The following is a 26,499-nucleotide window of genomic DNA, read 5'->3' as shown; positions in this document are numbered from 1 at the left end:
AAGACCCGGGGGTGGGTAGTGACTCAGCCCGAGGCTGAGACGGGGAGGGCAAAAGTGCGGAAGTGTAGAGAGGGGTAGGCGTAATCCAGGTGGTTCATGACGAGGGCCTGATAATTATTTTTGTGAGGTTCTACGGCGGCATATCATGCGGACACCTGCCCGCGCCGCTTCGTTGAAGGTAATCCTCGGAGTAATTGGTTGCGGCGTCAACCAATTTCATCATGCACCTCGTCAGTAAGGCGCTTTGTTCATGCACACCGATTCTCAACTGAACCTTGCCCGCTATGTTCCCGGGCTGATCACCTTCCTCGCCAACAAGCTCGCAACCGGGGCCTCGCAGTGCTATCGCAAGCACTTTGGGGTGGGTGTCGTGGAGTGGCGAATGTTGTCCATGCTTGCTGTAGAGAACGGCATCACGGCCAACCGCATTTGCCAGGTGATTGGGTTGGACAAGAGCGCGGTCAGCCGATCACTTCAAGTGCTGGAGGCAGCGGGGCATGTCAGCAGTCAGGTGGACCCGCAGGACGCTCGGCGCAATACCGTGAGCCTCACCGCGAGTGGGCGGGAACTGCATGATCGAGTACTGAAAGTTGCGCTTGAGCGAGAGCGCCGATTACTGAGCGGATTGTCAGCCGAGGAAGTGGACACGCTCATCGAGCTGCTGGGACGCCTGCATACTCAAGTCGGCAACGTGAACGACTACGACCCTGGCACCGACTGACTTCACAAGGCACGCCCGCTGCCGAATGCCAGGCACGCCTGAGGGTATTACAACGTAATACCCTGGCTTCCCTCCTTCCTTTCCAACGCCGCGCCTAAGTGCCCCGGCGGAGGTTCGATCCTCCGCCGGCGGCCTTGTGCCGTGTCTTTTCTGCGTCTCTCAGGTATCGCGATTGCCGATAGGTCGCATCCCAACAAGCGATTAGTCAGAGCCAGCCCCTCACGTCAACCTTTGCCCGTCGCCTGGTCAATCCCGCCTGGCGATGCCACTCCGGCATTTCTGGCCCTACCGGCCCGGTCTGCCTTGATCCGGCCGGTCGTGGCTCACGAGAAGTTCGCCAACAAGAACAATAAGAGGGTTCGTTCGATGGCTATTCGCAATATCGCCGCTGCGCGGCGTGCGCCCTTCACCCTGACGCTCGCCGCGGCCCTGGTGTATGGCCTTCCCTCCGCCCAAGCATTCGAGATTCAGACCGGCAACCCCGACCTGAGTCTGCGCTGGGACAACACGCTCAAGTACAGCGCCGCCTGGCGCCTGAAGGACCAAAGCAGCAAGCTCACAGAAGGGCAGGTTGCCCGCAACCAGGACGACGGTGATCGCGCCTTCGACAAGGGGCTGATCTCCAACCGGCTCGACATCCTCTCTGAATTGGACATCGGCTACCGCGACTTCGGTGCTCGCGTCAGTGGTGCCGGCTGGTTTGACACCGAATACCAGAACGACAACGACAACGACGACCCGACCCGCGCCAACGCACGCTCGGTGGCCTTCGACGAGTTCACCGACGACACCCGCCACCTGCATGGTGGTGACGCCGAGTTGCTGGACGCCTTTGTCTACTGGAACGGCGCCCTGGCCGACAAGGCGACTTCCGTGCGGGTCGGCCGCCATGGCCTGATCTGGGGCGAAAGCCTGTTCTTCGGTGCCAACGGCATCGCCGGCGGCATGGCGCCGGTGGACGTGGTCAAGGCGGTGTCGGTGCCCAACACCCAGTTCAAGGAAATCACCCGCCCGGTCAACCAGCTTTCCACCACCTTCCAGATGACCGACGACCTGTCCCTCGGCGCGTTCTACCAGTTCGAATGGGAAGAAACCCGTCTGCCCGGTGCCGGCAGTTATTTCTCGGTCAGCGACACCATCGGCGAAGGCAACGAGCGGCTGGTCGTAGGGGCGCCGTTCCCGACCTTCCTGGGTGGCAACCCGGCCAGCCCGGCCGCCTTCTTCCACGGCAATGACAAGGAAGCCAAGAGCTCGGGGCAGGGCGGCCTGCAGCTGCGCTACACCGCCGACACCAGCGAGTACGGCCTCTACGCCATCCAGTACCACGACAAGTCGCCGAAGCTGTACCTCAAGCCCAGCGCTACCGGTCCGAACTTCGCCACCGGCAAGATCGGCGAGTACTACTGGGTCTATCCGGAGGAGATCCGCGCCCTGGGTGCGAGCTTCGCCACCACGGTGGAAGAGTTCAGCTTCGCCGGTGAAGCCTCGATGCGCTGGAACATGCCGCTGGTTTCCAATGGGCAGACCGTGCTGCCTGGCGTGGTTGCCGACAACGATGACGATCCGCTCTACGCCGTGGGGCGCACCGCCCACGTCAACCTGAACATGCTGGCGTCCCTCGGCCCGTCGTTCATCTCCAATGAGGCCAGCCTGGTGGGCGAGATCGCCTGGAACCGGCTGCTCAGTGTGACCAAGAACCGCGCCGCGCTGGACCCGGGAGCCACCGACGATGGCGTGGGCATCAAGCTGGTCTACAGCCCGACCTATCGCCAGGTGTTCCCCGGCATCGACCTCAGCGTGCCGCTGGGCATCAGCTACTTCCCCATGGGCAAATCGGCGGTGATCAGCAGCTTCGGGCCTGACAACGGCGGCGACTTCAACATCGGCGTCAGCGCCACCTACCTCGACCGGGTGACCTTCGGCCTCACCTACACCCACTACTACGGGCCGGAAGACACCAACCTCGACGCGCTCAACCACTTCACCTTCAAGCAGTCGCTGAAGGACCGGGATTACCTGGCCTTCTCCGTGAAAACCACCTTCTGAGGGACTTGCGCATGACCATCCCGTTCACTCTCAAGACCTTCTGCCTGGCCCTGGTCGGCGCCGCCGCACTGAGCCTGCAACCGGCGCTCGCCAGCACCGCCGCCGACCTCGGCAAAAGCCTGACCCCGCTGGGCGCCGAACGCGCCGGTAACGCCGACGGCAGCATCCCGGCCTGGGACGGCGGCTACACCCGGGTGGATGCCGGCTTCAAGGAAGGCGGCAAGCGCGGCGATCCGTTCGCCGCCGACAAGCCGCTGTTCAGCATCACTGCGAAGAATATGGACCAGTACGCCGACAAGCTCAGCGATGGCGTCAAGGCCATGTTCAAGCGCTACCCCGAGACCTACCGCCTCGACATCTACCCGACCCGCCGTACCGCCGCGGCGCCGCAGTGGGTGTACGACAACACGCTGAAGAACGCGCAGAGCGCCAGGCTGGTGGAGAGCAGCGCCGGCCCGGTGCCGGAAGGGGCCTACGGCGGTATTCCATTCCCGGTGCCGAAGAACGGCACCGAGGCGATGTGGAACCACGTGCTGAACTGGCGCGGCACTTCGGTGGCCATGGATTTCCGCCACTACCTGATGACCGCAGACGGCGCCCAGGTGCTGACCACCGACGGCAAGGCCGTACAGGAGATGCCCTACTACTACCCCGATGGCTCGGCCGCGACGTTCGAAGGCGATTACTGGCTGTTCCGCCTGCTCAACGTAGGGCCGCCGCTGCGGGCCGGTGAGCAGATCATGGGGCGCACCAACCTCAACGGCGACAAGTCCCAGGCACACGTCTACCTGACTGGTCAGCGTCGCGTGCGCAAGCTGCCCAACGCCTGCTGCGACACCCCGACGCCCGCAACTGCCGGAGTCATGTCGTTCGATGAACTCAGTGTGTTCCAGGGTCGTCTGGATCGTTTCAACTGGAAGTTGGTGGGCAAGCAGGAGATCTACATCCCCTACAACACCAACAAGGTGCAGACGGCTGCCAAGCCCGAGGACCTGTTCGCCAAGCACCACATGAATCCCGACTACGTGCGCTGGGAACTGCACCGCGTCTGGGTGGTGGAGGCGGACCTCGCACCGGGCAAGCGCCACCAGTTGCCCAAGGGGCGCTACTACCTCGACGAAGACACCTGGCAGGCCATGCTCGGTGACCGCTGGGACGCTAACGGCCAGCTCGCCAAGACCCTCTGGTCACTGCCGGCAGTCATGCCTGACCTGCCGGCCGTGGCTCAGCTGTCCTCCGGGTTCTACGACCTGATCTCCGGCACCTGGTTCATCCAGAACCTTTACGCCGGCAAGGACCAGCAATACGCGGTGGTCGATCGCTACAAGGCGGCGGAGTTCTCCCCGGCGGCGATGGCCGGGCGTGGCGTGCGCTGAAGCCTTACCGGGAGGGCGCGCGCCGTCCTCCCGCTTGCGTAATGAGATCGAGGTAGAACATGAACAGATTGCGTCAGGTGGGCGGCCTGCTGTTGGTCCTCGCCCTGCCGATCAGCCCCGCGTGCTTCGCCGCTGGCCAGGCCGCCGGGGATGTGCTGGAAAGCCCGGCCATGCGTGTGTCCAATCCTGAGCGTGCGGTCTTCATCGACCTGGCCCGCGCGGGCGACCGCCTGGTGGCCGTGGGTGAACGCGGGCTGGTGCTCCTGTCCGATGACAACGGCCAGCACTGGCGCCAGGCTCAAGTGCCGGTGTCGGTGGGGCTGACCGCCGTGCAGTTCGTCGATGCCCAACAGGGCTGGGCGGTGGGACACGCTGGTGTGATCCTGGCCAGCCGTGACGGCGGGGAAACCTGGCAGTTGCAGCTCGACGGCCGCCGCGCCGCGCAGCTGGAACTCGATGCCGCACGCCATGAGTTGCCGGCGTCGGCCGATGCCGAGGCTGCAGAGGCACGCGTGCAGACGGCCGGACGTATGGTGGAGGAGGGGGCCGACAAACCGTTCCTCGCCCTGGCCTTCACCGACGCTCAGCATGGCCTGGTGGTGGGTGCCTACGGCCTTGCCTTCCGTACCGAGGACGGCGGCGCCACCTGGCGCTCTGTCATCGGCGCCATCGACAACCCGATGGGCTTGCACCTGTACGCCGTGGCACAGCGGGGCGAGCGTTGGTTTCTCGCTGGCGAGCAGGGCTACCTGGCGCGCTCGCCGGACGGCGAGCACTTCCAGCAACTGGAAAGCCCCTACAGCGGCACCCTGTTCACCCTGGCGAGCCGCGCCGATGGTGCCCTGCTGATCGGCGGCCTGAAAGGACATGCCTTCCTCCTGGCGCCGGGTGCCGATAGCGCTGAAGCGCTACCGGTGCTGGCGCCGGTGTCCTTCAGCGATGCCATCCGCCTGGCCGATGACCGCGTGCTGCTGGCCAATCAGGCCGGCGGCCTGTTCACCAGTGCGACGGGCACCATTGCCCCCGCCGCCAAACCTCAGGGCAGACCGGTGTCGGGTGTGATCCAGGCCGCCGACGGCAGCCTGGTCGTCGCCGGCTTCACCGGCTTGTCCCGCCTGGCGTTGCCCGCCGTTTCCGCCTCGGAGTGAGTTCATGAATTCCGCTCGCCAACCCTCGCTGCCCGAGCCGGGCGACTTCGATCCGCGCTCCGGTTCGCTGGTCGAACGCGCCCTGTTCAACCACCGCCATTGGGTGCTGCTGCTGTGCCTGCTGACCACCGTGCTGCTCGGCTGGCAGTCCAGTCGTATCGAACTGAACGCCAGCTTCGAGAAGATGATCCCCACCGGGCATCCCTACATCGCCAACTACCTGGCCAACCAGAAGGAGCTGTCGGGCCTGGGCAACGCCCTGCGCATCGCCGTGGCCAACCGCAAGGGCGACATCTATGACGCCGACTACCTGAAGACCCTTCAGGCCCTGAGCGACCAGATCTACCTGCTGCCTGGGGTCGACCGCGCCTATATGAAGTCGCTGTGGACGCCGGCCACGCGCTGGGTTTCGGTGACCGAAGAGGGCCTGGATGGCGGGCCGGTGATCCCGGACGAGTACGACGGCAGCGCGACGTCCCTGGCGGAGCTGCGGCGCAATGTGCAGCTGTCCAACGAAATCGGTCAGCTGGTGGCCTTCGACCAGCGCTCCAGCATCATCTACGTGCCGCTGTTGTCGCGTACGCCGGATGGCCAGCCGCTCGACTACGCCACCCTGTCCGAGCAGCTCGACACCCTGCGGGCGCAGTTCCAGAGCGACAACGTCGACATCCACATCACCGGCTTCGCCAAGAAGGTCGGCGACCTGATCGAGGGCCTGGAGCAGATCCTGCTGTTCTTCGCCGTCGCCATCCTCATCACCACCGCCGTGCTCTACGGCTACACCCGTTGCGTGCGCAGCACCGTACTGGTGGTGCTGTGCTCCCTGGTGGCAGTGGTCTGGCAACTCGGCCTGCTGCCGCTCCTGGGCTACGAGCTGGACCCGTACTCGGTGCTGGTGCCCTTCCTGGTGTTCGCCATCGGCATGAGCCACGGCGCGCAGAAGATGAACGGCATCATGCAGGACATCGGCCGCGGCATGCACCGCGTGGTGGCCGCGCGCTTCACCTTCCGCCGCCTGTTCCTCGCCGGCCTCACCGCGCTGCTGTGCGATGCGGTCGGCTTCGCCGTGCTGATGATCATCCAGATCCAGGTGATCCAGGACCTGGCGATCATCGCCAGCATCGGCGTCGCCGTGCTGATCTTCACCAACCTGATCCTGCTGCCGGTGCTGCTCTCCTACGTCGGCGTCAGTCCGCGCGCTGCCGAGCTGAGCCTCAAGAGCGAGCGCGCGGAGGAGGGCGGTCAGGCCCGTCATCCGTTCTGGCGTTTTCTCGACCTGTTTACCCGCAAGCCCTGGGCCGCCCTTTGCGTCGGCATCAGCCTGGTGATGGCGGTGTTCGGATTCATGGTCAGCCTGCACCTGGCCATCGGCGACCTCGATGCGGGCGCCCCCGAGCTGCGCCCGGACTCGCGCTACAACCAGGACGACGCCTTCATGACCCGCAGCTTTGGTGCCAGCAGCGACCTCTTCGCGATCATGGTGCGCACGCCGGACAACGCCTGCGCGCGCTACGACATCCTGCGCAAGGTGGACGAACTGGACTGGCAACTGCGCAGCCTGCCGGGGGTGGATTCGACCAATTCGCTGGCGCTGCTCAACCGCCGCATGCTGGTGGGCCTCTCCGAAGGCAGCCCGAAGTGGTACGAGCTGCAGAACAACCAGGCGATGCTCAACATGATCACCGCCAGCGCACCGCGCGGGCTCTACAACGAGTCCTGCAACCTGCTGACGCTCTACGTCTACCTCACCGACCACAAGGCCGAGACCTTGACCCGCCTGGTCGAGCACGTCGAAGCCTTCGCCGCCGCCAACGACACCGACGAGGTGAAGTTCCAGCTCGCCGCCGGCAACGCCGGGATCGAGGCGGCCACCAACATCGTGGTCAAGGAAGCCAACCGCGAGATGCTGTTCTGGGTCTACGGCGCGGTGATCCTGCTGTGCCTGGTCACCTTCCGCTCCTGGCGCGCGACCCTCTGCGCGGTGATTCCGCTGATGCTCACCTCGATCCTCTGCGAGGCGCTGATGGTCTGGCTCGGTATCGGCGTCAAGGTCGCCACCCTGCCGGTGATCGCGCTGGGCGTGGGCATCGGCGTCGACTACGCGCTGTACGTGATGAGCATCATGCTCGGCCATCTGCGCCAGGGCAGTAGCCTCTCCGAGGCCTATTACCGTGCGCTGGTCTCCACCGGCAAGGTGGTGATGCTCACTGGCGTCACCCTGGCGATCGGCGTGGGCACCTGGATCCTCTCACCCATCAAGTTCCAGGCCGACATGGGCGTGCTGCTGGCCTTCATGTTCGTCTGGAACATGGTCGGCGCCCTGGTCCTGCTGCCGGCGCTGGCCTACTTCCTGCTGCCTGCCACCCGGCGCCGCGACGCCGCCTCCGACGAGGCGGCGGTGCCGGCGAAACGGAACGCGACCGCCAGCCGCCCGCTGCTGCTGGATGCCATCAATCCCTGAACCGCCACTACAACAACAAGAGCACATCGGCATGACACGACTGATCGAGACCTTGCAAACCCTCTGGAATGGCTTGCCCGACGCTGTCGGGCACTACGCAGAGGGCGCCTACGGACTGTTGCCGGAGGTGCGCCGTGACCTCCACTGAACGTCAGGCCGGACTGCCGCAATCCCTGCTGCTGCTACTCGGCAGTTGCCTGCCGGTACTGGGTGCGGTGCTCCTGGCACCAGTACTGCCGCGCATGCAGGCGCACTTTGCCGACACGCCGGGCGCCGAGGTGTTGGTGCCCATCAGCCTGACCATCCCGGCCCTGGTGATCGCACTGCTCGCGCCCTTTGCCGGCGTGATCGCCGACCGCCTCGGGCGCAAGCCGCTGCTGCTGGCCTCGATGCTGCTGTACGCCGCCTGCGGTTTGCTGCCGCTGTGGCTGGATTCGCTGGCGGGCATCGTCGCCAGCCGTGCCGGACTGGGGCTGGCGGAGGCCGGCATCATGACCTGCTGCACCACCCTGATGGGCGACTACTACCAGGGCGCGCGCCGCGAGCGGCTGTTTGCCCTGCAGATGGTCGCCACCTCGCTGTCGGCAGCGGTGTTCATCGCCCTGGGCGGCGCCCTGGGGCAAGACGACTGGCGCGTACCCTTCGTGCTCTACGCGTCCGGCCTGTTGTTCCTGCCGCTGATGGCGGCGCTGCTCTGGGAGCCGCAGGCTGGTTCGGTCGACGTGCAGCCTTCGAACACCGAGCGCTTTCCCTGGAGCGCGCTACTGCCGCTCTACGGGCTCACGGTGCTGGCGGGCATCAGTCTGTTCATCGTGCCGGTGCAGGCGGGCTTCCTGCTCACCCTGCTGCACGTGGATTCACCGCAGCAGATCGGCATGACCATGGGGGCCAACCAGCTCGGTGTGCTTGCCGGCGCCTTGAGCTTCCGCTTGTTGGGCGGCCTGCGGCGGCAGAACCTGCTGCTCATCGCCTTCGCCACGGCGGGGGCTGGCGGGCTGCTGATGGCCGAGGCCGGCAACCACGCCCTCGTCATCATTGCCGTGCTGGTCAATGGCTTAGGTATTGGCCTGATGCTGCCGACGCTGATCACCTGGGTGATGAGCCAGGTCAGCTTCGCCCAGCGCGGTCGTGCCACGGGCGGCTTCACCGCCGCGCTGTTCGCCGGCGAATTCATCAGTCCGCTGGTGGTGCTGGGCCTCAACGGTGGTGCCGTGAGCGAGCTGCCGGCTGCCCTGGCACTGGTGGCCATCGCGCAACTCGTAATGGCGGTCGCCTGCCTGGCATTGCCCTGGCTGTTCCGCCCCTTGGCCAGCACCGCGCCGTCCATTTCCTGATTCCATCTGGAGCATTCCATGGCCCATCCCCTGGATTCCGCCGCGCTCGACCAGTTGTTCCTGAAAGCGCGCTCGCACAACCTCTGGCAGGACCGCGACGTACCCGACGCGCTGCTGCACCAGCTCTATCTGACCCTGCGCCAGGGTCCGACCAGCAACAACTGCTGCCCGGCGCGCTTCGTCTTTGTGCGCAGTGCCGAGGCCAAGCAGAAACTCCTGCCGGCCCTCAAGGGCCACAACGGCGACAAGATGCTGCAGGCGCCGGTGACGGCCATCGTTGCCTGGGACAGCCGTTTTTTCGAGTTTCTGCCCGAGCTGTTCCCCATCTATGACGCGGGCGCGGCCTACCGCGACAACCCGCAGGCGGCCTCCAGCGCGGCACTGCGCAACAGCAGCCTGCAGGGCGCCTACCTGATGCTTGCCGCCCGCGCCCTCGGGCTTGATTGCGGCCCCATGTCCGGCTTCGACAACGCCCAGGTGGACGCAGCGTTCTTCCCCGATGGCCGATGGCGCAGCAATTTCCTCTGTTGCCTGGGTTACGGCGAGCCCACCGGCCTGCGCCCGGCCGGCCCGCGCCTGTCCTTCGAACAGGGCTGCCGCATCCTATGAGCAGCCCCTTGTTCTCATTGGCGGGCCAGGTCGCCCTGATCACCGGTGCTACCCGTGGCATCGGCCTGGCCATCGCCCGCGAATATGGTCGCGCCGGCGCGCGGCTGGTGATCAGCAGCGAGAGCGCCGAGGACTGCCAGCGCGTGGCGGCGCAGTTGCGCGGCGAAGGTTTCGAGGCGGAAGGCCTCTCCGCCGACCTTGGTTGCGAGCGCCAGGTCCGCCAACTCGCCAGCCTTGCCCTGGCACTGCATGGCCGGATCGACGTGCTGGTGTGCAATGCCGGTGTCGCCCCGCATCTGGGGCCGCTGGCCAGCGCCAATGCCGCGCAGTGGCGGCTGACCCTGAGCGTGAACCTGGAAAGCGCGGCCTGGCTCACCGGCGCGCTGCTGCCGGCCATGGCGGAGCAGGGCGGGGGCAGCGTGGTGCTGATGGCCAGCATCGCCGGCGTGCGCGGCAACAAGGGCTTGGGGCTCTACGGCTTGTCGAAGGCGGCGCTGGCGCAACTGGCGCGCAACCTCGCGGTGGAGTGGGGGCCCATGAACATCCGCGTCAACGCCATCAGCCCCGGCGTGATCCAGACCGAATTCGCCCGACCGCTCACCGACAACCCCGAGGTCATGCAGCGGCGTCTTGCGCTCACCCCGTTGCGCCGTGTCGGCCGGCCCGAGGAGGTGGCGGCCCTGGCGCTGCTGCTGGCCGCACCCGGCGGCGCTTTCATCAGCGGTCAGAACATCATCGTCGACGGTGGCACCACCATCGGCGACGGCAATTGAAAGGAGTTCCCATGCAAGCACTTCCCCCCTTCAAGCGCGTGGTCACCGGTCACGATGCCGCTGGCCAGGCCGTGGTCGCCATGGCCGGTCCGACGCCGAACATCTTTCCCCTGAAAGCGGTGCCCGGCACCCTGTTCCATGAGGTATGGAACAGCGCGACCTGCCCGGCAGCGCTGGACAATGGCGGCGACCCCACCGACAAGCCGCTGCAGCTCAGCCCCGGTTCGCTGGGCAGCGTGATCCGCGTGGTCGATATCCCGCCGGACAGCCTGCAGAACCAGGTCAGCGCCGAGGATGCCGCCGCCTGCTTCGCGGAAATCGGCGAGGCCCATGCCGGAACCGGCAAGGCCGATTCCAGGCACAAGCTGATGCACCGCACCGAAACCCTGGACTACGGCATCGTCACCGAAGGTGAGGTCTGGCTGGTTCTGGATGGCGAGGACGTCCACCTCAAGCGTGGCGACATCGTGGTGCAGCGCGGCACCAATCATGCCTGGAGCAATCGCACCGAACAGATGGCGCGGATGGTCTTCATCCTGCTGGACGGGCGCTATGCGCCGGAGCTGGCGGAGGTGCTGAAATGAAGCTTGCCACCCTCGCCGACGGCAGCCGTGACGGCCGCTTGCTGCTGGTGTCCCGTGACCTGACCCGCGCAGTGGACGCCAGCGACATCGCGCCGACCCTGCAAGCCGCCGTGGACCAGTGGCAGCGCGTGGAGGCCGGGCTGCTCAGTCGCTACGACGCCCTCAACCGGGGCGAAGCCGCCGGTGCTTTCGACTTCGACCCGAGCCGGGTCATGGCGCCGCTGCCGCGTGCCTGGCAGTGGCTCGACGGCTCCTGCTTCCTCAGCCATGGCGAACTGATGCAGCGTGCCTTTCACCTCGACCCCATCGAGGGCGTCGAAACCACGCCGCTGATGTACCAGGGCGCCGGTGACGACTTCCTCGGTGCGCGGCAGGACATCCCGCTGCCCAGCGAGGCTCACGGAATCGACTTCGAAGGCGAGTTTGCCGTGCTGGTGGACGAGGTGCCGATGGGCTGCACGGCCGAGCAGGCGCTTGCGCACATTCGCCTGGTACTGCAGGTCAACGATGTCAGCCTGCGCGCCCTGGCGCCGCGGGAAATGAAGACCGGCTTCGGCTTCGTCCAGGCCAAGTCCTCCTCCAGCTTCGCCCCGGTGGCCGTGACCCCGGACGAACTGGGCGATGCCTGGCAAGGTGGGCGCGTGCACCTGCCGCTGAACGTGGAGTGGAACGGCAACTGGTTCGGCCATCCCCACGGTGGCGCCATGCATTTCGGTTTCCACCAGTTGATCGCCCATGCAGCGCTGACCCGTCGTCTCGGCGCTGGCAGCATCCTGGGTTCTGGCACCGTTTCCAACGCCGACCGCAGTGCGGGCTCTGCCTGCATTGCCGAGCGCCGTGCCATCGAGATGATCGAGCACGGTGCGCCGCGTACCGGTTTCATGCGCTTCGGTGATCGCGTGCGCATGGAAGCGCGCAATGCCGACGGCTCGCCGCTGTTCGGCGCCATCGATCAGTGCGTGGTCCGGGGAGGTGCGCCATGCGTGTGATGGTTACCGGCGCCGGTGGCTTTCTCGGCCGGCTGCTGGTCCAGCGCCTGCTGGAGCGGGTCACTCTGCGCGGCCAGCCGCTGGACACCCTGGTGCTGCTGGACCAGAAGCTCGATGGATTTGCGCAGGACCCGCGCCTGCGCCTGCTCGCCGGCAGCATCACCGATCCGGCGCTGCAGCGTCGCGCCCTCGCCGACGGCGCTGACGTGGTGTTTCACTTGGTGAGCATCCCCGGTGGCGCGGCCGAACAACAGTACGGCCTGGGCCATCAGGTCAACCTGTTGGCGAGCCTCGAATTGCTCGACCAGTTGCGCCGCTGCGCCCGGCCGCCGGTGTTGGTCTACGCCAGCAGCGTGGCCGTCTACGGTGCCGAGTTGCCGGCGCGCATGGACGAGCAACTGGCACCCCGTCCGGTGCTCTCCTACGGCGCCCACAAGCTGATGGTGGAGACCCAGCTAAGCGACCTGGCCCGGCGGGGCGAGGTGGATGGCCGCGCCCTGCGCCTGCCCGGCATCGTCGCCCGGCCACGGGAGCCCAACGGCCTGCGCTCGGCCTTCATGAGCGACCTGATGCACGCGCTCGCTGCCGGCCAGGCCTACGAATGCCCGGTGTCATCGCAAGCCAGCGCCTGGTGGATGTCCGCCCACTGCTGCCTGGATAACCTGCTGCACGCTGCCGAACTGGACAACCCTGGCGAGTCCCGCGTCTGGCAACTCCCGGTGCTGCACCTGTCCGTCGGCCAGGTGGTAGACGCTCTGGTCGGCGCGTTCGGCGAAGACCGGCGCGCCTTGGTCAACTACCGGCCCGATGCCGAGCTGGAGCGCCTGTTCGGTCGCTATCCGTCACTGCGTACCCCCCAGGCCCGCGCGCTGGGCTTCCGTCACGACGGCTCCGCCCTCGCCCTGGTACGCAATGCCCTGAACCTCAATCAACGGCCGCGCCGCCTGCGCGCTGCGCCACAAACTGCCTGAGATCGCCCGCCATGACCCTTGCCCGCAAACGCCGCCTAATCGACCTGTCGGTAACGCTCGATAACAACCCGTACACGGACCCACCGCCGCTGCTGCCGAAAATCGACTACATGGACCACCAACAGGGCTGGCCGGAGATGGCGGCCATGTTCCCCGGCCTGTCCATCGACCAGATGCCGGGTCGGGAGTCCTGGGCCGCCGAGCGCCTGTCGATCACCACCCACAGCGGCACCCACATGGATGCGCCCTGGCATTACGCATCGACCACCGACGGTGGCAAGCCGGCCTTCGGTATCGACGAGCTGCCGCTGGAGTGGTGCCTGCAGCCGGGCGTGAAGCTGGATTTTCGCCACCTGCCGGACGGCCACGTGGTGACGGCCGCAGAGGTGGAAGCGGAGTTGGCGCGCATCGGCCATGAATTGCAGCCGCTGGACATCGTGCTGGTGAACACCCGCGCCGGCAGCCTGTTCGGCCAGCCGGGCTATCTGGATGCCGGCGTCGGCATGGGCCGCGAGGCTACGCTTTATCTGCTGGAGCGCGGCGTGCGCGTGGTAGGCACTGATGCCTGGAGCTGGGACGCGCCGTTCAAGTACACCCGCGAGCGCTTCGCCGAGAATGGCGACGCGTCCATCATCTGGGAAGGGCACAAGGCCGGGCGCGACATCGGTTACGGGCAGATGGAGAAACTGGCCAACCTCGACAGCCTGCCGGCCAGCGGTTTCCTGGTGTCCTGCTTCCCCTACAAGATCAAACATGCCTCTGCCGGCTTCGTTCGCGCCGTGGCGATTTTCGAAGAATAAGAACAGGAGTTCCTCATGCGCCTCCCCATCCTGCTGGCTGCGTTGGCTTGCCTTGCGCCGGCCTTGGTCAGCGCTGCCGATCGCCCCAATATCCTGTTGGTCGTCGCCGACGACCTGGGTTACTCGGACCTGGGCGCTTTCGGCGGCGAAATCGAGACGCCGAACCTGGATCGCCTCGCCGCCAGCGGCCTGCAACTGACCAGCATGTATGCCGCGCCGACCTGTTCGCCAACGCGTGCGATGCTGATGTCCGGTACCGACAACCACCTGGCGGGCCTGGGCACCATGGGAGAGGCCATCCAGCCCTTCCAGCGCGGCAAACCGGGCTACGAGGGCTACCTGAATCAGCAGGCCCATTCCATTGCCGAACTGCTGCGCGATGGCGGCTACCGCACCAGCATGGTGGGCAAGTGGCATCTGGGCTTGACCCCCGAACAGGGGCCGGACAAACGCGGCTTCGAGCGTTCCTTCACGCTGCTGGAAGGTGGCGGCGTGCACTACAAGCCGAAGCCCGGCTCGACCGCGAAGATCGAACAGATCACTTACCGCGAGAATGGCCAGCCGGTGGAGCTGCCAGAGGATTTCTATTCCACCGATTTCTACACCGACAAGCTGCTCGCCTACCTTAAAGAAGGTGAGGGCAGTGGCAAGCCTTTCTTCGCCTACGCTGCCTACACCTCGCCCCACTGGCCGTTGCAGGCGCCGGATGCCTATCGGGACAAATACCGGGGGCGCTACGACGGTGGTTACGACGCGGTGCGCCTGGCGCGCATCGAGCGCATGAAAAAGAGCGGTCTGCTGCCGGCCGACTTCCAGAGCGCCGCACCGCTGCCGGCGACCCCGCAGCTCCCGGCCTGGGACGGGCTGGACGAAGCGCAGAAGCGCGTGGAGGCGCGCAAGATGGAAATTTATGCGGCGATGGTCGACAACCTCGACCACAACATCGGCCGCTTGCTGGACTACCTGCGCCAGAGCGGCCAGCTCGACAACACGCTGGTGGTCTTCATGTCCGACAACGGTGCTGCCGGCGAGCGTCACGAGATCTTCTATCCGGCCGCCCCGGGAACTGACAACCGCCTGGAGAATCTCGGCAAACGCGGCTCGCAAATCGACTATGGATTGCGCTGGGCCGAGGTGAGCGCGGCGCCGCTACGTCTGTTCAAGGGCACCACTGCCGAAGGGGGTATCAGTGTCCCGGCCATCATCCGCCTGCCGGCCAACCTGCATCGCCAGGGGCTGGAGCGCGCCGTGGCGCGCGTGGATGACCTGGCGCCGACCTTCCTCGCCCTGGCCGGGTTGCCCGATCCGGGCGATTCGTACAAGGGACAGCCGAAGCACCCCATTACCGGCCGCTCCATGCTGCCGATGCTGGAGGGCCAGGGCCGCGCCGAGCCGGTCATGGCCGGGGAGCTGTTCGGCAGCCGCTACTTCCGCGAAGGCAACCTGAAGCTGCTTGGCCTGGTGCCCTGGAGCCTGCCGGGCCAACCCCAGCCGCCGCTGCGTTGGCAGTTGTTCGACCTCTCGCAGGACCGCGCCGAACAGCACGACCTCGCCGCCAGCCAGCCTCAGACCCTGGAACGCCTGCAGCGTGCCTGGCAGGACTACGCACGCCAGGTCGGCGTGGTGGCTCCGCCGTCGGCAGCCAAGGCGCCTTGACGCCAGGCCAACTGCCGGCAACCACCCGGCGTCCGCGCACCACGCGGCGCCGGTCTCCTTTCTCTTCACTCTATGGAGCGACCGCCATGCGTTTGATCGCCTTGCTGTGGGGCGCGTTCGCGCTCCTGATCACCCCCGCAACCGTCCAGGCCGACGAGGAACAACGGGCACGCCAACTGCTGCTGCGTGCCGTCGAGTACTACCAGCTGCAGGGCGACGCGGCCTTCGCCGCATTCAGCCGTCAGGGCGAGTTCATCGACGGCGAGCACTACGTGTTCGTCGTGGACACCCACGGCACCATGCTCGCCAGCGGCGGCACCTCGGCGGTGCTGATCGGTCGTGACGTCACCGAAGCCCTGGAGCCAGAATTGCGCGACGGCTTCCGCCAGGCCCTGCAGGGGGACGAGGGCGAGGCACGGGTGGCCGAATACCGCTGGATGAACGCACGCGACGGCCGCGTGGAACGCAAGCGGGTGTTCTTCCAGCGGGTGGGAGACCGGGTCATCGCCGTCGGCCTCTACCTGCCCCGGGCCACGCCCCAGCAGGCCGAGCACCTGCTGCAACGCGCGGTGACCGCCCTGGAACAGGACCCGCAAGCCGGCATCGCCGCGATCAATGCGCTGTCGCCGCGCTTTCGCGAGGACGACCTGTATGTCTTCGTCATCGACCTCGACACCGGGCGCTACCTCGCCCACGGCTACAACCTGCGCCTGCTCGGTGTGGAGTTTGCCAGCGTGCGAGATCCCGACGGCAAGCCGGTCGGCGCGCCGATCCTGGCGCTGATGAAGGACCGCCGCGAGGGTGGTTACGACTACCGCTGGAAGAACCCGGTGACCGGCAAGGTGGAGGACAAGTACGCCCTGCTGCGCAAGACCGGGCACCTGCTGGTTGCGGTGGGGTACTACAAGAAGCCCGAGTGAGCGCGCACATCGGGGAAGCTGGCGGAACGCTTTTGTTGGGTTGGGCTCGCCGAAGCCCAACGCTCGGCAAGCGTTCTGCTTCCTTTTAAGCGACTGCAAATGGACGTCGCCTGGGAAAGCGAAACCAGAAATATCCGCAGAACCCGGCAAGCAGATTGGCTCAAGTCGTTCCCGCGACACGTGATGCAGGCTTCGCCATTTCAATCGCTGAGCAGGCCATAGGGCTGCACCAATACCCCATTTCCCATGCGGTGAGACCAGCACTTCCCGGCGTATCGCAAGACCCAAAAAAGACTCCCGGGCCAGCCGGTTCCCGGGAGTTGAGGCGGCAGGTTCCCCTTACCCCGGGCGTGCGGCTCCGGGGGGGTGCCTGCCGATGACGACGGAGCGCGTCAATGCTTGGGCGGCGGGCCGCCCGGGGCCCATTTCTCCTGATAGCGGAACAGGAAGTACTGCGAGGTATCCGCGCCGGGTGGCGACACGCGGGCGTTCCAGCTGTCGTCGTGCAGGTCCATGTCGGCGTCGTACTCCACATGGCAGCCCATGGGGCTGTTGAAGTACCAGAACCAGTTGGAGCCGAGCTGGTGGCGGCCCGGCCCCCAGAAGGACTCGTAGCCTTTCTCGACGAAGCGGGTACCGGCCAGCATCACCTCGGTCGGTCCGCCCATGTGGAAGGTGAAGTGCTCGATGCCCTTCATGAACGGCGGCGTCTGGATCAGGAACAGGGTGTGATGGTCCAGGGTGCCACCCGGCCGCAGGAACGGTCCGGTGTCGATGAAACGGTCGGTGCAGACGAAGCCCAGGCGGGTGTAGAAGGCTTCGGCCTTGGCGTGGTCCGGCACGAAATAGACGACATGGGACAGGCTGCGGGGCAGCGCGGCCATGTCGTCGCTGGCGCCCAGGCTGTTGACCACGCGGCTGGTGCTGGCGCCGGGCGCGTTGCTGATCTCGCCGGGCAGGTCGAGGGGGCGCCGGCAGGTGATCTGGAAGCCCAGGGCGAAGCCCATGTCATCCACCGTGCGCAGGACACCGTCTTCGCCACGGATGACGTCGCGGTCCGTCGACAGTTCGGCCTCGATGGCCTGCAGGGTGGCTTCGTCGGCCACACCGTAAACGGTTTCGCGCAGGGTGTTGGCAGTTTCCATGGCTTTGGGCAGGCGCGGGTCGTCGCGGTGGCGAATCTCGATGCCGGTACCGTCCAGGGCTTCCAGGTAGCCGCCGGTGTGGTCGATGGCGCGCGGCTTGAGGCCGTAGTCGGTGAGGTATTGCACGCAGGCGTCGACGTTGTCGACGCCGAACACCAGGTAATCAGGTCCGATGATCTTCATGGTCAGGTTCTCGTCTCGCTCGTCAGGCGGTGCGGCCGCCGAGGGTCTCGGCGACCCAGTCGGCGATGTAGTGGCCGGCATTGATGGAGTTGTCGAAGCTGGAGTGCTGCACGCCACCTTCGCGGGGCGTGAAGATCTTCAGTTCACGCTTGGGGCTGTTGACCAGTTGCTCGTAGGTGCGATGGGCCCATTTCAGCGGAATCTGCGAGTCTTGCTCGCCGTGTGTGACCAGGAACGGCACCTTGATGCGCTCGACCACGCCGTCCAGGTGGACGTTCTCGGCGATGGCCATGAACTCCTCGACGTTCTTGCCACCCCAGACCCAGCGCACGTGCTCCCAGTAATGCGGCACCGGGAAGCTGCCTTCGCGCTCCAGGCGGCGCTTCTGCACTTCGCGCCAGTCATGGTTGGCACCCCAGACCACGCCACAGGCGAAGCGCGGCTCGAAGGCGACTACGCGCGGGCAGTAGTAGCCGCCGAGGGACACGCCCTCGCAACCGATGCGCTTGGGGTCGACGTCGGCACGGGTTTCCAGCCAGTCGAACACGCGGCTGCCCCAGTGCTCGGCGTCATACCGGGCCTTGAGGTCATGCAGGCGCAGGGCCTCGCCGGTGCCCGGCTGGTCGAGTACCAGCGAGGACACGCCGCGCCTGGCGAGCCAGGCGGGCAGGCCAACGCGGTATTTCATCTCCTTGGTGGAATCCAGGCCATTGAGCTGGACCAGCAGCGGCGCCGGGCCTTTCACGCCTTCGGCGCGCACGAAGAGGCCGGAGATGACCTTGCCCTCGTAGGGAATCTCGACCCGCTCGCAATTCTCGCCGGACAGGTCGATGCCCCGGGCGAAGGTGTCGAGGAAACGCTGGTACAGCTCCAGGCGGCCGGGAGCACCGTGGGCCTGCAGGCGTTCGCAGGTCAGGTAGTAGGTGGCAGCGCGGTTGTATTTCTCCCCGGCGGAGAGCAGGCGACCACGCGCCTCGTCCTCACCTGCCAGGTCGCAGAGCTTGTCGGCCATCTTCGACCAGGTTTCGCGGAAAGCGTGGGTGCCGGCGGCATCGGGCTGCTTGGCGGCCTCCTGCAGGGGCTCGCACATCTCGACGATCTCGCCGATGCGCGCGCCCATTTCCAGGGCGAGGTCAACGGAGAGGTTCCAGACGTAGTTGGTGGGGAAGTAACGGAACATGTTGTTGTTTTCCTTCTTCTGATCCGGGGCGCCATCTTCCCCGGCTCTCGGGGCTTACCGCTCGGGTCGGCATGGGCAGGGCGCAAGGCAGGCGAGCCCGGAGTGACTGCTCCCGCAGCAGGCAGTTGCGCGGGCGTCGACCGCCCGGTGGGGCGGCCATGGCAAGCTCGCATGGGGCCAGGAATTGAACAAATCGCTTGTTCGGATGCCAGCTATCGGCAAGCGAGATACCTCGTCCCCGGCGCTCCTGTGTCATGGCGAATGACGATGCCTTGCATCGCCAGTCTCGATTGGTGGCCCCCGGGACCGGGCGGCTAGCGTACGCGCCCCTGTTTCTGGCCCGGACCACGAGGAAGGACGCCCATGTCGAATCACCCCCATCGCCCGCTCATGCCCCTTGCCAGCGTCACGCGCTGGCTGGGCCACCGCTCCGTCGGCAGCAAGCTGTCGCTCGGCTTCGGCCTGGTGCTGCTGGCCACCCTGGGCATGGCGCTGGCCACCGTCCAGGCATTGCAGGTGCTGCAGGCCCGCGTCTCCGAACTGCGTGCGCTGGACGCGTTGCAGCTGCACCTGGCAGGGGCCCGCCTGGCGGAGCGGGACTTCGCGCTCGATCTTGCACCGGAGTCGGCCGAGCGGGTCGGCACAGGGTTGGACCAACTGCGTAAGGGGCTGGCCGCCAGCGGTTCCGACGCGGATTTCCGCACGACCCTGGATGACACCGCCCAGGCCTACCGCAGTGCCTTTCAGGACTATGCGCAGGCGTTGGAAACAGCACATGCGGCGCGGCTGCGTATGCAGGCCCAGGCGGAGACGGTGGGGCAGCGTTTCAGCAGCCTGTTCCTCGACCAGCTCGATGGCATCAACCTCGGCCTGGAGGCCGGTACGCCGCCGGGTACGTCGCAGATGCAGGTGCTGGAGGAGGCCGTGAGCCTGCGCGAACGGTTGGCCAACCTCCGCGACAGCGAGCTGTATTTCACCCTTGATGCGCAAAAACGCTACCGCGACGACTGGGAGAACCGCATGAACGAGCTGGCTACCGCACTGGCCAGTCTCGCCGCGCGCCTGGACGGCGAGCAGCGTGCGGCGCTGGAGGAGGCGCGCCAGGCGCTGGAGGTGTATCGCCAGGCCTTCCTGAGCTTTGTCCGGGGCGGCCAACTGGCTCGCGTTGCCGAGACGCAGATGAGCCAGGTGGCGGGCATGGTGGCGCAGCAGCTGGATACGCAGCGCGCATTGCGCAGCGGGGCCTATGCAGAAACCCGGCGGCAGCTCCACGGAGCGCTGGGGCTGCTGGCGCTCCTGGCCTTACTGGTCAGTGCCGGAGCGGCGCTGGCGATTCATCGGGCACTGGTCGTGCCGCTGCGGCGCATGCTGGCCCTGGCGCGGCGTATCGCCGCCGGGGATCTCGGCGAGATGGCGGCCCCGCCTGCGCGGCGCGATGAACTGGGGCAGTTGCAGGATGCTGTGGGAGAAATGCTCGCTGCCCTGCGCAAGCTGGTGGGCCGCATCGGTGGCGATGTCGATCAACTGGATGGCGCCGCCGGCACCCTGGTGGCGATGGTCGGGCGTACGGCGGCGGGGGTGAGCGCGCAGCGCCAGCAGGCCGAGCGGGTCGCCGAGGCCATGGCGGACATGACGCGCTCGGCGGCGCAGGTCAGCGAGCAGGTGGCCGGCAGCGGTGCGGTGCTGGCCGATGCGGGTGCCCTGATCCACGAGGGAGATGCGTTGGTGCGCCAGGCCAGCGAGAGCCTGGAGCACCTCGCTGAGGAAATGCGCGCCAGCGCCGGATCGATGCAGGTGCTCAAGGCGCAGAGCGAGGCCATCAATGGTGTGCTCGACGTGATCAATGCCCTGGCCGAGCAGACCAACCTGCTGGCGCTGAACGCGGCCATCGAGGCGGCGCGGGCCGGTGACCATGGTCGCGGTTTCGCCGTGGTCGCCGACGAGGTGCGCGCCCTGGCCAGTCGCACCCGCGCCTCGACCGGGGAGATAGAGGCGATGATCCAGCGCCTCGGCGAGCTGACCCGGGCTACCGCCGATGGGCTGGCAGGCAGTCAGCGGCTGACCGAGGAAGGCGTCGAGCTGGCAGGACGGGCGACCGAGGTGCTGGCGGCGATCACTGCTGCGATGGCACGGGTCGAGCGCAGCGGGCGGAACATCGCCGAGGCGTCCGCAATGCAGCAGGCCGTGGCACGCCAGGTCGACGAAGTGGTGCTGCAAGTGGCGCGTGTGGTGGAACAGAACGCCGAGGACTGCCGGCGCCTGGAATCGGCCACGGACAGCCTGCAGACGCTGGGGGCGAGCCTGGGCGAGGCGGTCGGCGCCTTCCGTGGCGCGCGCTGAGGCTCAGGCGAGGACCGGTGAGTCCGGCCGCTGTACGATCTGCGCCAGCTTCTGGCGCAACCAGCGCAGCATGGGGTCGCGGTCCAGGCTGCGGTGCCAGCTCATGTATTCCTGCATCGCAGGCAGCTCCACTGGCGGCGGCAGGATGCGCAGCGGCAGGTTGCGCGCATAGAGCCGCGCCAGGCGGCTGTGCATGGTGGCGATGCGCTGCGTGCCGACGACCAGTTGCGGCAGGGTGTTGAAGTCATGGGTGATGACTTCGAGCCGGCGCTTGCAACCGTACTGGGACATGAACCATTCCTCGATGCCCGGCGTGCGGCTGCGACCGAAAGCGACGCCCACGTGGCCCATGTCCAGGTACTGCTCCAGCGTGATCCGTTCGCCGATGCTGTTGTTGTCTGCCCACACCACACAAACGTGCTGCTCTTCGAACAGCAGCTCGGAAGGGTGTTCTTTCACGATGTAGTGCTCGGGCGCGATCATCAGGTCCACCTCGCCGCGCATGAGCATCTCGACGGCGGTTTCGCCGGGGCTGATCAGCTCGAAGGTCATCAGCGGCGCTTCCTGGTTGATCTCTCGGATCACTTCGGCGAACACCACGCTGATCAGATAGTCCGACGCCATGATGCGGAAATGCCGCTTGCTCTCGGCGATGTCGTAGACCGGCTTGGCGGTGATGGAGGTCTGGATTTTCAGCAGGACTTCACGAACCGGGATCTCCAGTTCCTTGGCCAGGGGGGTGGGCATCATCTTGCGTCCCACCTGTACCAGCAGATCGTCCTCGAAGTAGGTGCGCAGGCGCCCCAGCACGCCGCTGGTGGCTGATTGGGTCATGTGCAGGCGGGCGGCGGCGCGGGTGATGTTCTGCTCTTCCAGCAGCACATCCAGCGCCACCAGGAGGTTCAGGTCCAGGTGTTTGAAGCGCATGGCAGCAGGCTCTTGTTGTATTTATTTTCGCGATACCCTGCATCCCGACTAACGATTAGTCAAATTGTTCCCGCCTTCCTAGCCTGTGCTCCCAAGGGGCGCTCACCGGCTGCCGTGCTGCCTGCCGAGCCTGCGCGGCCCCTCCTGAAAAAACCTTCCCGCCCGGGCCGCCGCGCTCGCGTTCGCCCGTGCGCCAACAACAAGAACAAGGATTCATCCATGAGCGATATCAGCAAGGTACTCATCGTCGGTGGTGGCATCGGTGGACTCTGCGCGGCCATCGCGCTGTGCCGCCAGGGCGTGTCGGTCGACCTGGTGGAAATCAAGTCCGAGTGGACCGTCTACGGCGTTGGCATCATCCAGCAGAGCAACGTGGTGCGGGAGATGGCCCGTCTCGGCGTACTCGACCGTTACCTGGATGCCGCCTACGCCTTCGAGGATGTCGGCATCTACGACTTGCAGGGCAATGCCCTGGCGCGCATTCCCGGCCAGCGCCTGGCCGGCCCGGAGTATCCGGCCAACGTCGGCATTTCGCGCCTGGCGCTGCACCAGGTGCTGAGCGGAACGGCCATCGATCTGGGCGCGCAGGTACGCCTCGGCCTCAGCGTGGAACGCCTTGATCAGGACGCCGACGGCGTGGACGTGACCTTCACCGACGGCAGTGCCGGGCGCTACGACCTGGTGGTGGGAGCCGACGGCGTGTATTCGAAGATTCGCGGCATGCTCTTCGGCGACACCTACACGCCGCGCTTCACCGGCCAGGCCGTCTGGCGCTACAACTTCCCGCGCCACCCCTCCATCGACCACCTGGCGAGCTACGTCGGCTCCGAGGGCAATGCTGGCCTGGTGCCGCTGGCCGACGACTTGATGTACATGTTCTCCACCTCCCACGAGCCGGGTAACCCCTGGCACGAGCCCAAGGATTTCGCCGAACTGATGCGCGACCGCATCCAGCACATCGGCGGCCTGGTGGGCGAGCTGCGCGAGCAGATCACCGACAGCAGCCAGGTGGTCTACAAACCGATGGAGGTGGTGTTCGTCGACGAGCCCTGGTTCAAGGGCCGCGTCCTCCTGATCGGCGACGCCGCTCACGCGACCACCCCGCACCTGGGGCAGGGCGCCGGCATGGCCATCGAAGATGCGTTGGTGCTGAGCCTGGAACTGGCCGGCGAAGGCTCGCTTCAGGAGCGCCTGAATCGCTTCATGGCGCGTCGTTTCGAGCGCTGCAAATACATCAGCGAGAACTCCATCCTCGCCGGTGATCGCGAGATGGCCCAGGACCGCAGCTTCGACCGTGTCGGCCTGACCAAGGCGATGCTCGCACGCACAGCCGAGCCCATCTGAAGGCCGTGGCCGGTCGCCGGACCGGCCGTCTCACCTCTCTTTTCCACGTTCCGCACCCGGCCTGGCCGGGTGCGAAGCCGTGCTCTTTCCACGAGGTCAGCGTCCATGATTGAGGTCAGGGTCACCCGCAAACACCCGGAAGCCGAGGGCATCTTCAGCTTCGAACTCGCGCGTGCCGATGGCGGTCCGCTGCCGCCGTTCAGCGCTGGGTCCCATGTCGACGTGCATCTACCCGGCGGGCAGGTGCGTCAGTACTCGCTGTGCAACCACCCGGACGAGCAACACCGTTATCAGATCGCAGTGTTGCTGGACCCGTCGTCCCGGGGCGGGTCGCGTGCCATGCACGAGCAGGTTGAGGCCGGCAGCCACATCCGCATCAGCGAACCGCGCAACCTGTTCCCGCTCGTTCACGGCGCGCGGCGCACACGGCTGTTCGCCGGCGGTATCGGCATCACCCCGATCCTCTGCATGGCCGAGCGCCTGGCCGCCACCGGGGCGGCATTCGATATGCACTACTGCAGCCGCTCGGCGGAACGTACCGCGTTTCTCCAGCGCATTCGCGAATCGGCGTTCGCCGCGCAGGTGACGTTCCATTTCGATGACCAGCGGTTGAAAGCGGCCGAGGTGCTGGCGGGTTACGCCGATGGGGATCATCTCTACGTCTGTGGCCCCGGCGGCTTCATGGCCCACGTGCTGGAGGAAGCGCGCCTGGCGGGCTGGCCGGAGTCGAGCCTGCACCGCGAATACTTCGCCGCCGAGCCGCAGGATCACGCGGATGACGGGGCCTTCGAAGTGCAGCTGGCCAGCGATGGACGCTGCTTCCAGGTCCCGGCGGATCGCAGCGTGGCCGACGTGCTACTGGAGGCGGGGATCGACCTGCCGCTGTCCTGCGAGCAGGGCATCTGCGGCACCTGTCTGACCCGCGTGCTGGAGGGCGAACCGGAGCACCGCGACATGTTCCTCACAGTCGAGGAGCAGGGGCGCAACGACCAGTTCACGCCCTGCTGCTCGCGTTCGCGCAGCTCCCGCCTGGTGCTGGATCTCTGAGCATTGATGCCAGGCCCGGGCTCGCGGGTGGATGTGAAAAGCGACATTCACCCTACGGATTCGGTAACGGGCCGATGGCGGCGGCGATCACCGCCGCTTCGGTCTGCTCGCGGGTCAGCGAGCCCAGCATGTAGGGCTTGAGCATGTTGCTCTGGCGCAGGCGGGCGTAGCCGTAGAGGGTCGACCACATGGCGATCAGGCGCGCCTGCAGGCGGTCGTCGTCGGTCTCTTCCAGGGCTTCGCGCAGCGTCGCCGCGATGCCCGCGTAGACACTTTGGAGCAGGGTGCCCAGCTCGTCTTCGTCCTCGGCCTGTTGCAGCAGGCCCGAGTCGTACATCAGCAGGAACAACCCCGGCTGCGCCTCGGCGAAGGCGAGGAAGGCGCGGCAGGCCGCCCGCGCTTTGTCCTGCGCAGTGCCCGTGCCCGCTGCCACCTCGCGGTGGGCTTCCAGCAGGCGGCGGAACCCTTCGCTCGCGCATGCGCGCAACAGCGCATCACGATCGGCGAAGTGCCGGTAGGGCGCGCCCCTGGAAACTTCCAACACCTGTGCCAGGTCGCGTAGCGACAACCCCTGGTAGCCGTTCTGTTCAACCGCGTCGAGGGCGGCGTCGATCAGCGATTGCCGCAGGTTTCCGTGGTGATACGCACGTGTCTCGTTCATGGAATAAGCCATTGACCGGAGTGGGGGGGATGACTAATGTGAGCGCTGCTTACATGCCTTCGATCAGTCGTCCCACGAGTCTGTCCGCCGCAGCCACGGCGCAAAGGCGCGAGCATATCAGGGGGACGGGTAATCGATGCAGGCAACCCTGTCGAAACGCCCATGAGGACAAGAACAAGATGAACTTCCTGAAAAACGCCTGGTACGTCGCCGCCTGGGATGATGAGGTCAAACCCGGCGAACTCTTCGCCCGGACCCTGTTGAACGAGTCCGTGCTCTTCTTCCGCGATGAGGCGGGCAAGGTGCAGGCCATCCACAACCGCTGCCCGCATCGCTTCGCCCCGCTGTCCATGGGCAAGCTGTGCGGCTCCCATGTGCAATGCGCCTACCACGGCCTGGAGTTCGACGGCAGCGGCGCCTGCACCCGCAATCCGCATGGCGAGGGCGCGATTCCGCGCGCGGCGAAGGTCCGCGCCTATCCGGTGGCGGAGAAGTACAGCGTCATCTGGATCTGGATGGGCGACGCCGTTGCAGCGGATGAAGCGCTGATCCCGGACTTCGGCTGCATGGAGCCGTCGCGCGCCTACGTCGCCAAGCGCTATCTGCACGCGCGCGCGAATTACGTGCTGGAGTCGGACAACATTCTCGATCTGTCGCATATCCAGTACCTGCATCCGAGCACCCTGGGCAGCAGCGATGTCAGCCGCGCCATCACCAGCGTCGAGCAGCAGGGCGATACCGTCTGGTCCTACCGCCAGACCGTCGCCGAGATCATGCCGGACTTCCTCTACACGGCCATGGGCATCCCCCACGGCACGTCGGTGGATCGCTGGATCGATGTGCGCTGGGACGCGCCGGCCAACATGCTCCTGATCGCCGGGGCGGTGCCCACCGGCCGCCCGCGTGCCGAGGGCCGGGAAACGCCGTTGCCGCACCTGTTCACTCCGGAAACCGAGACCACCACTCACTACTGGTTCTCCTTCCCGATCCCTCGGGAGATGGGCGAGTTGGGGGAGCAGATCGCCGAGCAACAGGTTTCCGCCCTCAACCAGCCGTTCAGCACCGAGGACCTGCCCATGCTCGAAGCCCAGCAGCGGATGATCGGCGACGCCGATTTCTGGTCCCTCAAGCCGATCCTGCTGCCCGGTGATGCCGCGGCGGTGCGCGCGCGTCGGGTGCTGGACAAGTTGATCGCCGACGAGCAGGCGGCTCAGATCAGCATGAGCGTGGTGCAGGGCTGAGTATCCCTCCAGGCGATACCTCGCATCTCCAATCGCGATTGGT

General features: G+C 66.5%; 22 protein-coding genes and 1 pseudogene. 19 read left to right on the top strand and 4 right to left on the bottom strand.

The genetic code is table 11. The annotated features are described in order from the left end of the window. The first annotated feature begins 250 nt into the window (after nt 1-250). From FFS60_RS00165 to FFS60_RS00100, 14 genes are all read left to right on the top strand, one after another. A complete protein-coding gene (locus FFS60_RS00165) occupies nt 251-721 on the top strand; it encodes a MarR family winged helix-turn-helix transcriptional regulator (RefSeq protein ID WP_028631197.1) in 471 nt (156 codons plus the stop codon). A gap of 366 nt (nt 722-1,087) precedes the next feature. Continuing rightward, nucleotides 1,088-2,767: a DUF1302 domain-containing protein gene (locus tag FFS60_RS00160; protein WP_137820759.1), complete on the top strand. Its 1,680-nt coding sequence runs from the start codon at nt 1,088-1,090 to the stop codon at nt 2,765-2,767. 11 nt (nt 2,768-2,778) lie between these two features. After that, complete coding sequence (locus FFS60_RS00155) at nt 2,779-4,143, top strand: DUF1329 domain-containing protein (RefSeq protein WP_028631199.1); 1,365 nt, start codon at nt 2,779-2,781, stop codon at nt 4,141-4,143. 59 nt (nt 4,144-4,202) lie between these two features. Continuing rightward, a complete protein-coding gene (locus FFS60_RS00150) occupies nt 4,203-5,291 on the top strand; it encodes a YCF48-related protein (RefSeq protein WP_137820758.1) in 1,089 nt (362 codons plus the stop codon). Between the two features lie 4 nt (nt 5,292-5,295). After that, nucleotides 5,296-7,752, top strand: coding sequence for an RND family transporter (locus FFS60_RS00145; RefSeq protein WP_137820757.1), 2,457 nt, complete (start codon nt 5,296-5,298; stop codon nt 7,750-7,752). Between the two features lie 134 nt (nt 7,753-7,886). Next, the gene (locus FFS60_RS00140; protein ID WP_256658012.1) at nt 7,887-9,086 is read left to right on the top strand and encodes an MFS transporter; all 1,200 of its coding nucleotides are present in this window, start codon (nt 7,887-7,889) and stop codon (nt 9,084-9,086) included. A gap of 18 nt (nt 9,087-9,104) precedes the next feature. Next, a complete protein-coding gene (locus FFS60_RS00135) occupies nt 9,105-9,695 on the top strand; it encodes a malonic semialdehyde reductase (RefSeq protein ID WP_137820755.1) in 591 nt (196 codons plus the stop codon). Then, nucleotides 9,692-10,468 carry an SDR family NAD(P)-dependent oxidoreductase gene (locus FFS60_RS00130; protein WP_137820754.1) on the top strand — a complete coding sequence of 259 codons (777 nt, stop codon included), beginning with the start codon at nt 9,692-9,694 and terminating at the stop codon, nt 10,466-10,468. The genes FFS60_RS00135 and FFS60_RS00130 overlap by 4 nt, the downstream gene beginning before the upstream one ends. Nucleotides 10,469-10,479: 11 nt before the next feature. Further along, on the top strand, nt 10,480-11,052 hold the full coding sequence (locus FFS60_RS00125) for a cupin domain-containing protein (protein ID WP_028631203.1): 573 nt from the start codon (nt 10,480-10,482) through the stop codon (nt 11,050-11,052). Further along, a complete protein-coding gene (locus tag FFS60_RS00120) occupies nt 11,049-12,041 on the top strand; it encodes a fumarylacetoacetate hydrolase family protein (protein ID WP_137820753.1) in 993 nt (330 codons plus the stop codon). The genes FFS60_RS00125 and FFS60_RS00120 overlap by 4 nt, the downstream gene beginning before the upstream one ends. Next, nucleotides 12,032-13,012, top strand: a complete 981-nt coding sequence (locus tag FFS60_RS00115; RefSeq protein WP_137820752.1) for an NAD-dependent epimerase/dehydratase family protein — start codon at nt 12,032-12,034, stop codon at nt 13,010-13,012. The genes FFS60_RS00120 and FFS60_RS00115 overlap by 10 nt, the downstream gene beginning before the upstream one ends. Before the next feature lie 11 nt (nt 13,013-13,023). Beyond that, on the top strand, nt 13,024-13,812 hold the full coding sequence (locus FFS60_RS00110; RefSeq protein WP_137820751.1) for a cyclase family protein: 789 nt from the start codon (nt 13,024-13,026) through the stop codon (nt 13,810-13,812). Nucleotides 13,813-13,827: 15 nt separating this feature from the next. Next, nucleotides 13,828-15,468: an arylsulfatase gene (locus FFS60_RS00105; RefSeq protein ID WP_137820750.1), complete on the top strand. Its 1,641-nt coding sequence runs from the start codon at nt 13,828-13,830 to the stop codon at nt 15,466-15,468. Between the two features lie 86 nt (nt 15,469-15,554). Next, on the top strand, nt 15,555-16,388 hold the full coding sequence (locus FFS60_RS00100; RefSeq protein ID WP_137820749.1) for a cache domain-containing protein: 834 nt from the start codon (nt 15,555-15,557) through the stop codon (nt 16,386-16,388). Between the two features lie 392 nt (nt 16,389-16,780). Here the strand turns inward: FFS60_RS00100 and FFS60_RS00095 are convergent, their stop codons facing one another. Together FFS60_RS00095 and FFS60_RS00090 are read right to left on the bottom strand one after the other, a co-directional pair. Next, entirely contained in the window at nt 16,781-17,716 is a 936-nt protein-coding gene (locus tag FFS60_RS00095; protein ID WP_137820748.1) for a VOC family protein, read from the bottom strand. 22 nt (nt 17,717-17,738) lie between these two features. Further along, nucleotides 17,739-18,896, bottom strand: coding sequence for a S9 family peptidase (locus FFS60_RS00090; RefSeq protein ID WP_137820747.1), 1,158 nt, complete (start codon nt 18,894-18,896; stop codon nt 17,739-17,741). 363 nt (nt 18,897-19,259) lie between these two features. Between FFS60_RS00090 and FFS60_RS29315 the strand changes: the two are divergent. Both FFS60_RS29315 and FFS60_RS29310 read left to right on the top strand, forming a co-directional pair. After that, nucleotides 19,260-20,372: pseudogene (locus FFS60_RS29315) on the top strand (methyl-accepting chemotaxis protein); the annotation flags it as partial. Continuing rightward, the gene (locus tag FFS60_RS29310; protein ID WP_371926344.1) at nt 20,367-21,236 is read left to right on the top strand and encodes a methyl-accepting chemotaxis protein; all 870 of its coding nucleotides are present in this window, start codon (nt 20,367-20,369) and stop codon (nt 21,234-21,236) included. The pseudogene FFS60_RS29315 and the gene FFS60_RS29310, both read left to right, overlap by 6 nt. 3 nt (nt 21,237-21,239) lie before the next feature. Here FFS60_RS29310 and FFS60_RS00080 read toward each other — a convergent pair whose 3' ends face one another. Next, a complete protein-coding gene (locus FFS60_RS00080) occupies nt 21,240-22,163 on the bottom strand; it encodes a LysR family transcriptional regulator (RefSeq protein ID WP_137820745.1) in 924 nt (307 codons plus the stop codon). A gap of 219 nt (nt 22,164-22,382) precedes the next feature. Between FFS60_RS00080 and FFS60_RS00075 the strand changes: the two genes are divergently transcribed. Together FFS60_RS00075 and FFS60_RS00070 are read left to right on the top strand one after the other, a co-directional pair. Further along, nucleotides 22,383-23,507: an FAD-dependent oxidoreductase gene (locus FFS60_RS00075; RefSeq protein ID WP_137820744.1), complete on the top strand. Its 1,125-nt coding sequence runs from the start codon at nt 22,383-22,385 to the stop codon at nt 23,505-23,507. A gap of 105 nt (nt 23,508-23,612) precedes the next feature. Beyond that, the gene (locus FFS60_RS00070; RefSeq protein WP_028631214.1) at nt 23,613-24,554 is read left to right on the top strand and encodes a PDR/VanB family oxidoreductase; all 942 of its coding nucleotides are present in this window, start codon (nt 23,613-23,615) and stop codon (nt 24,552-24,554) included. A gap of 52 nt (nt 24,555-24,606) precedes the next feature. Here FFS60_RS00070 and FFS60_RS00065 read toward each other — a convergent pair whose 3' ends face one another. Next, nucleotides 24,607-25,215 (bottom strand): TetR/AcrR family transcriptional regulator, encoded by a 609-nt coding sequence (locus tag FFS60_RS00065; RefSeq protein ID WP_051246927.1) that lies wholly within the window; start codon nt 25,213-25,215, stop codon nt 24,607-24,609. 179 nt (nt 25,216-25,394) lie between these two features. Here FFS60_RS00065 and FFS60_RS00060 point away from each other — a divergent pair, with 179 nt between their 5' ends. Beyond that, entirely contained in the window at nt 25,395-26,456 is a 1,062-nt protein-coding gene (locus FFS60_RS00060) for an aromatic ring-hydroxylating dioxygenase subunit alpha (protein ID WP_028631215.1), read from the top strand. Nucleotides 26,457-26,499 lie beyond the last annotated feature (43 nt).

The sequence above is a fragment of the Pseudomonas sp. D(2018) genome (assembly GCF_005502555.1).
In the GTDB taxonomy this organism is placed as follows: Bacteria; Pseudomonadota; Gammaproteobacteria; order Pseudomonadales; family Pseudomonadaceae; genus Metapseudomonas; species Metapseudomonas resinovorans.
Note: the sequence above shows the minus strand (reverse complement) of the source record. Positions and strands in the feature narration are given on the sequence as shown.

What these genes read in the sequence shown, in the direction of transcription:
- FFS60_RS00165 (WP_028631197.1), top strand. Translation starts at nt 251, where the DNA reads ATGCACACCGATTCTCAACTGAACCTTGCCCGCTATGTTCCCGGGCTG.
- FFS60_RS00160 (WP_137820759.1), top strand. Translation starts at nt 1,088, where the DNA reads ATGGCTATTCGCAATATCGCCGCTGCGCGGCGTGCGCCCTTCACCCTG.
- FFS60_RS00155 (WP_028631199.1), top strand. Translation starts at nt 2,779, where the DNA reads ATGACCATCCCGTTCACTCTCAAGACCTTCTGCCTGGCCCTGGTCGGC.
- FFS60_RS00150 (WP_137820758.1), top strand. Translation starts at nt 4,203, where the DNA reads ATGAACAGATTGCGTCAGGTGGGCGGCCTGCTGTTGGTCCTCGCCCTG.
- FFS60_RS00145 (WP_137820757.1), top strand. Translation starts at nt 5,296, where the DNA reads ATGAATTCCGCTCGCCAACCCTCGCTGCCCGAGCCGGGCGACTTCGAT.
- FFS60_RS00135 (WP_137820755.1), top strand. Translation starts at nt 9,105, where the DNA reads ATGGCCCATCCCCTGGATTCCGCCGCGCTCGACCAGTTGTTCCTGAAA.
- FFS60_RS00130 (WP_137820754.1), top strand. Translation starts at nt 9,692, where the DNA reads ATGAGCAGCCCCTTGTTCTCATTGGCGGGCCAGGTCGCCCTGATCACC.
- FFS60_RS00125 (WP_028631203.1), top strand. Translation starts at nt 10,480, where the DNA reads ATGCAAGCACTTCCCCCCTTCAAGCGCGTGGTCACCGGTCACGATGCC.
- FFS60_RS00120 (WP_137820753.1), top strand. Translation starts at nt 11,049, where the DNA reads ATGAAGCTTGCCACCCTCGCCGACGGCAGCCGTGACGGCCGCTTGCTG.
- FFS60_RS00115 (WP_137820752.1), top strand. Translation starts at nt 12,032, where the DNA reads ATGCGTGTGATGGTTACCGGCGCCGGTGGCTTTCTCGGCCGGCTGCTG.
- FFS60_RS00110 (WP_137820751.1), top strand. Translation starts at nt 13,024, where the DNA reads ATGACCCTTGCCCGCAAACGCCGCCTAATCGACCTGTCGGTAACGCTC.
- FFS60_RS00105 (WP_137820750.1), top strand. Translation starts at nt 13,828, where the DNA reads ATGCGCCTCCCCATCCTGCTGGCTGCGTTGGCTTGCCTTGCGCCGGCC.
- FFS60_RS00100 (WP_137820749.1), top strand. Translation starts at nt 15,555, where the DNA reads ATGCGTTTGATCGCCTTGCTGTGGGGCGCGTTCGCGCTCCTGATCACC.
- FFS60_RS00095 (WP_137820748.1), bottom strand. Translation starts at nt 17,716, where the DNA reads ATGAAGATCATCGGACCTGATTACCTGGTGTTCGGCGTCGACAACGTC.
- FFS60_RS00090 (WP_137820747.1), bottom strand. Translation starts at nt 18,896, where the DNA reads ATGTTCCGTTACTTCCCCACCAACTACGTCTGGAACCTCTCCGTTGAC.
- FFS60_RS29310 (WP_371926344.1), top strand. Translation starts at nt 20,367, where the DNA reads ATGCTCGCTGCCCTGCGCAAGCTGGTGGGCCGCATCGGTGGCGATGTC.
- FFS60_RS00080 (WP_137820745.1), bottom strand. Translation starts at nt 22,163, where the DNA reads ATGCGCTTCAAACACCTGGACCTGAACCTCCTGGTGGCGCTGGATGTG.
- FFS60_RS00075 (WP_137820744.1), top strand. Translation starts at nt 22,383, where the DNA reads ATGAGCGATATCAGCAAGGTACTCATCGTCGGTGGTGGCATCGGTGGA.
- FFS60_RS00070 (WP_028631214.1), top strand. Translation starts at nt 23,613, where the DNA reads ATGATTGAGGTCAGGGTCACCCGCAAACACCCGGAAGCCGAGGGCATC.
- FFS60_RS00065 (WP_051246927.1), bottom strand. Translation starts at nt 25,215, where the DNA reads ATGAACGAGACACGTGCGTATCACCACGGAAACCTGCGGCAATCGCTG.
- FFS60_RS00060 (WP_028631215.1), top strand. Translation starts at nt 25,395, where the DNA reads ATGAACTTCCTGAAAAACGCCTGGTACGTCGCCGCCTGGGATGATGAG.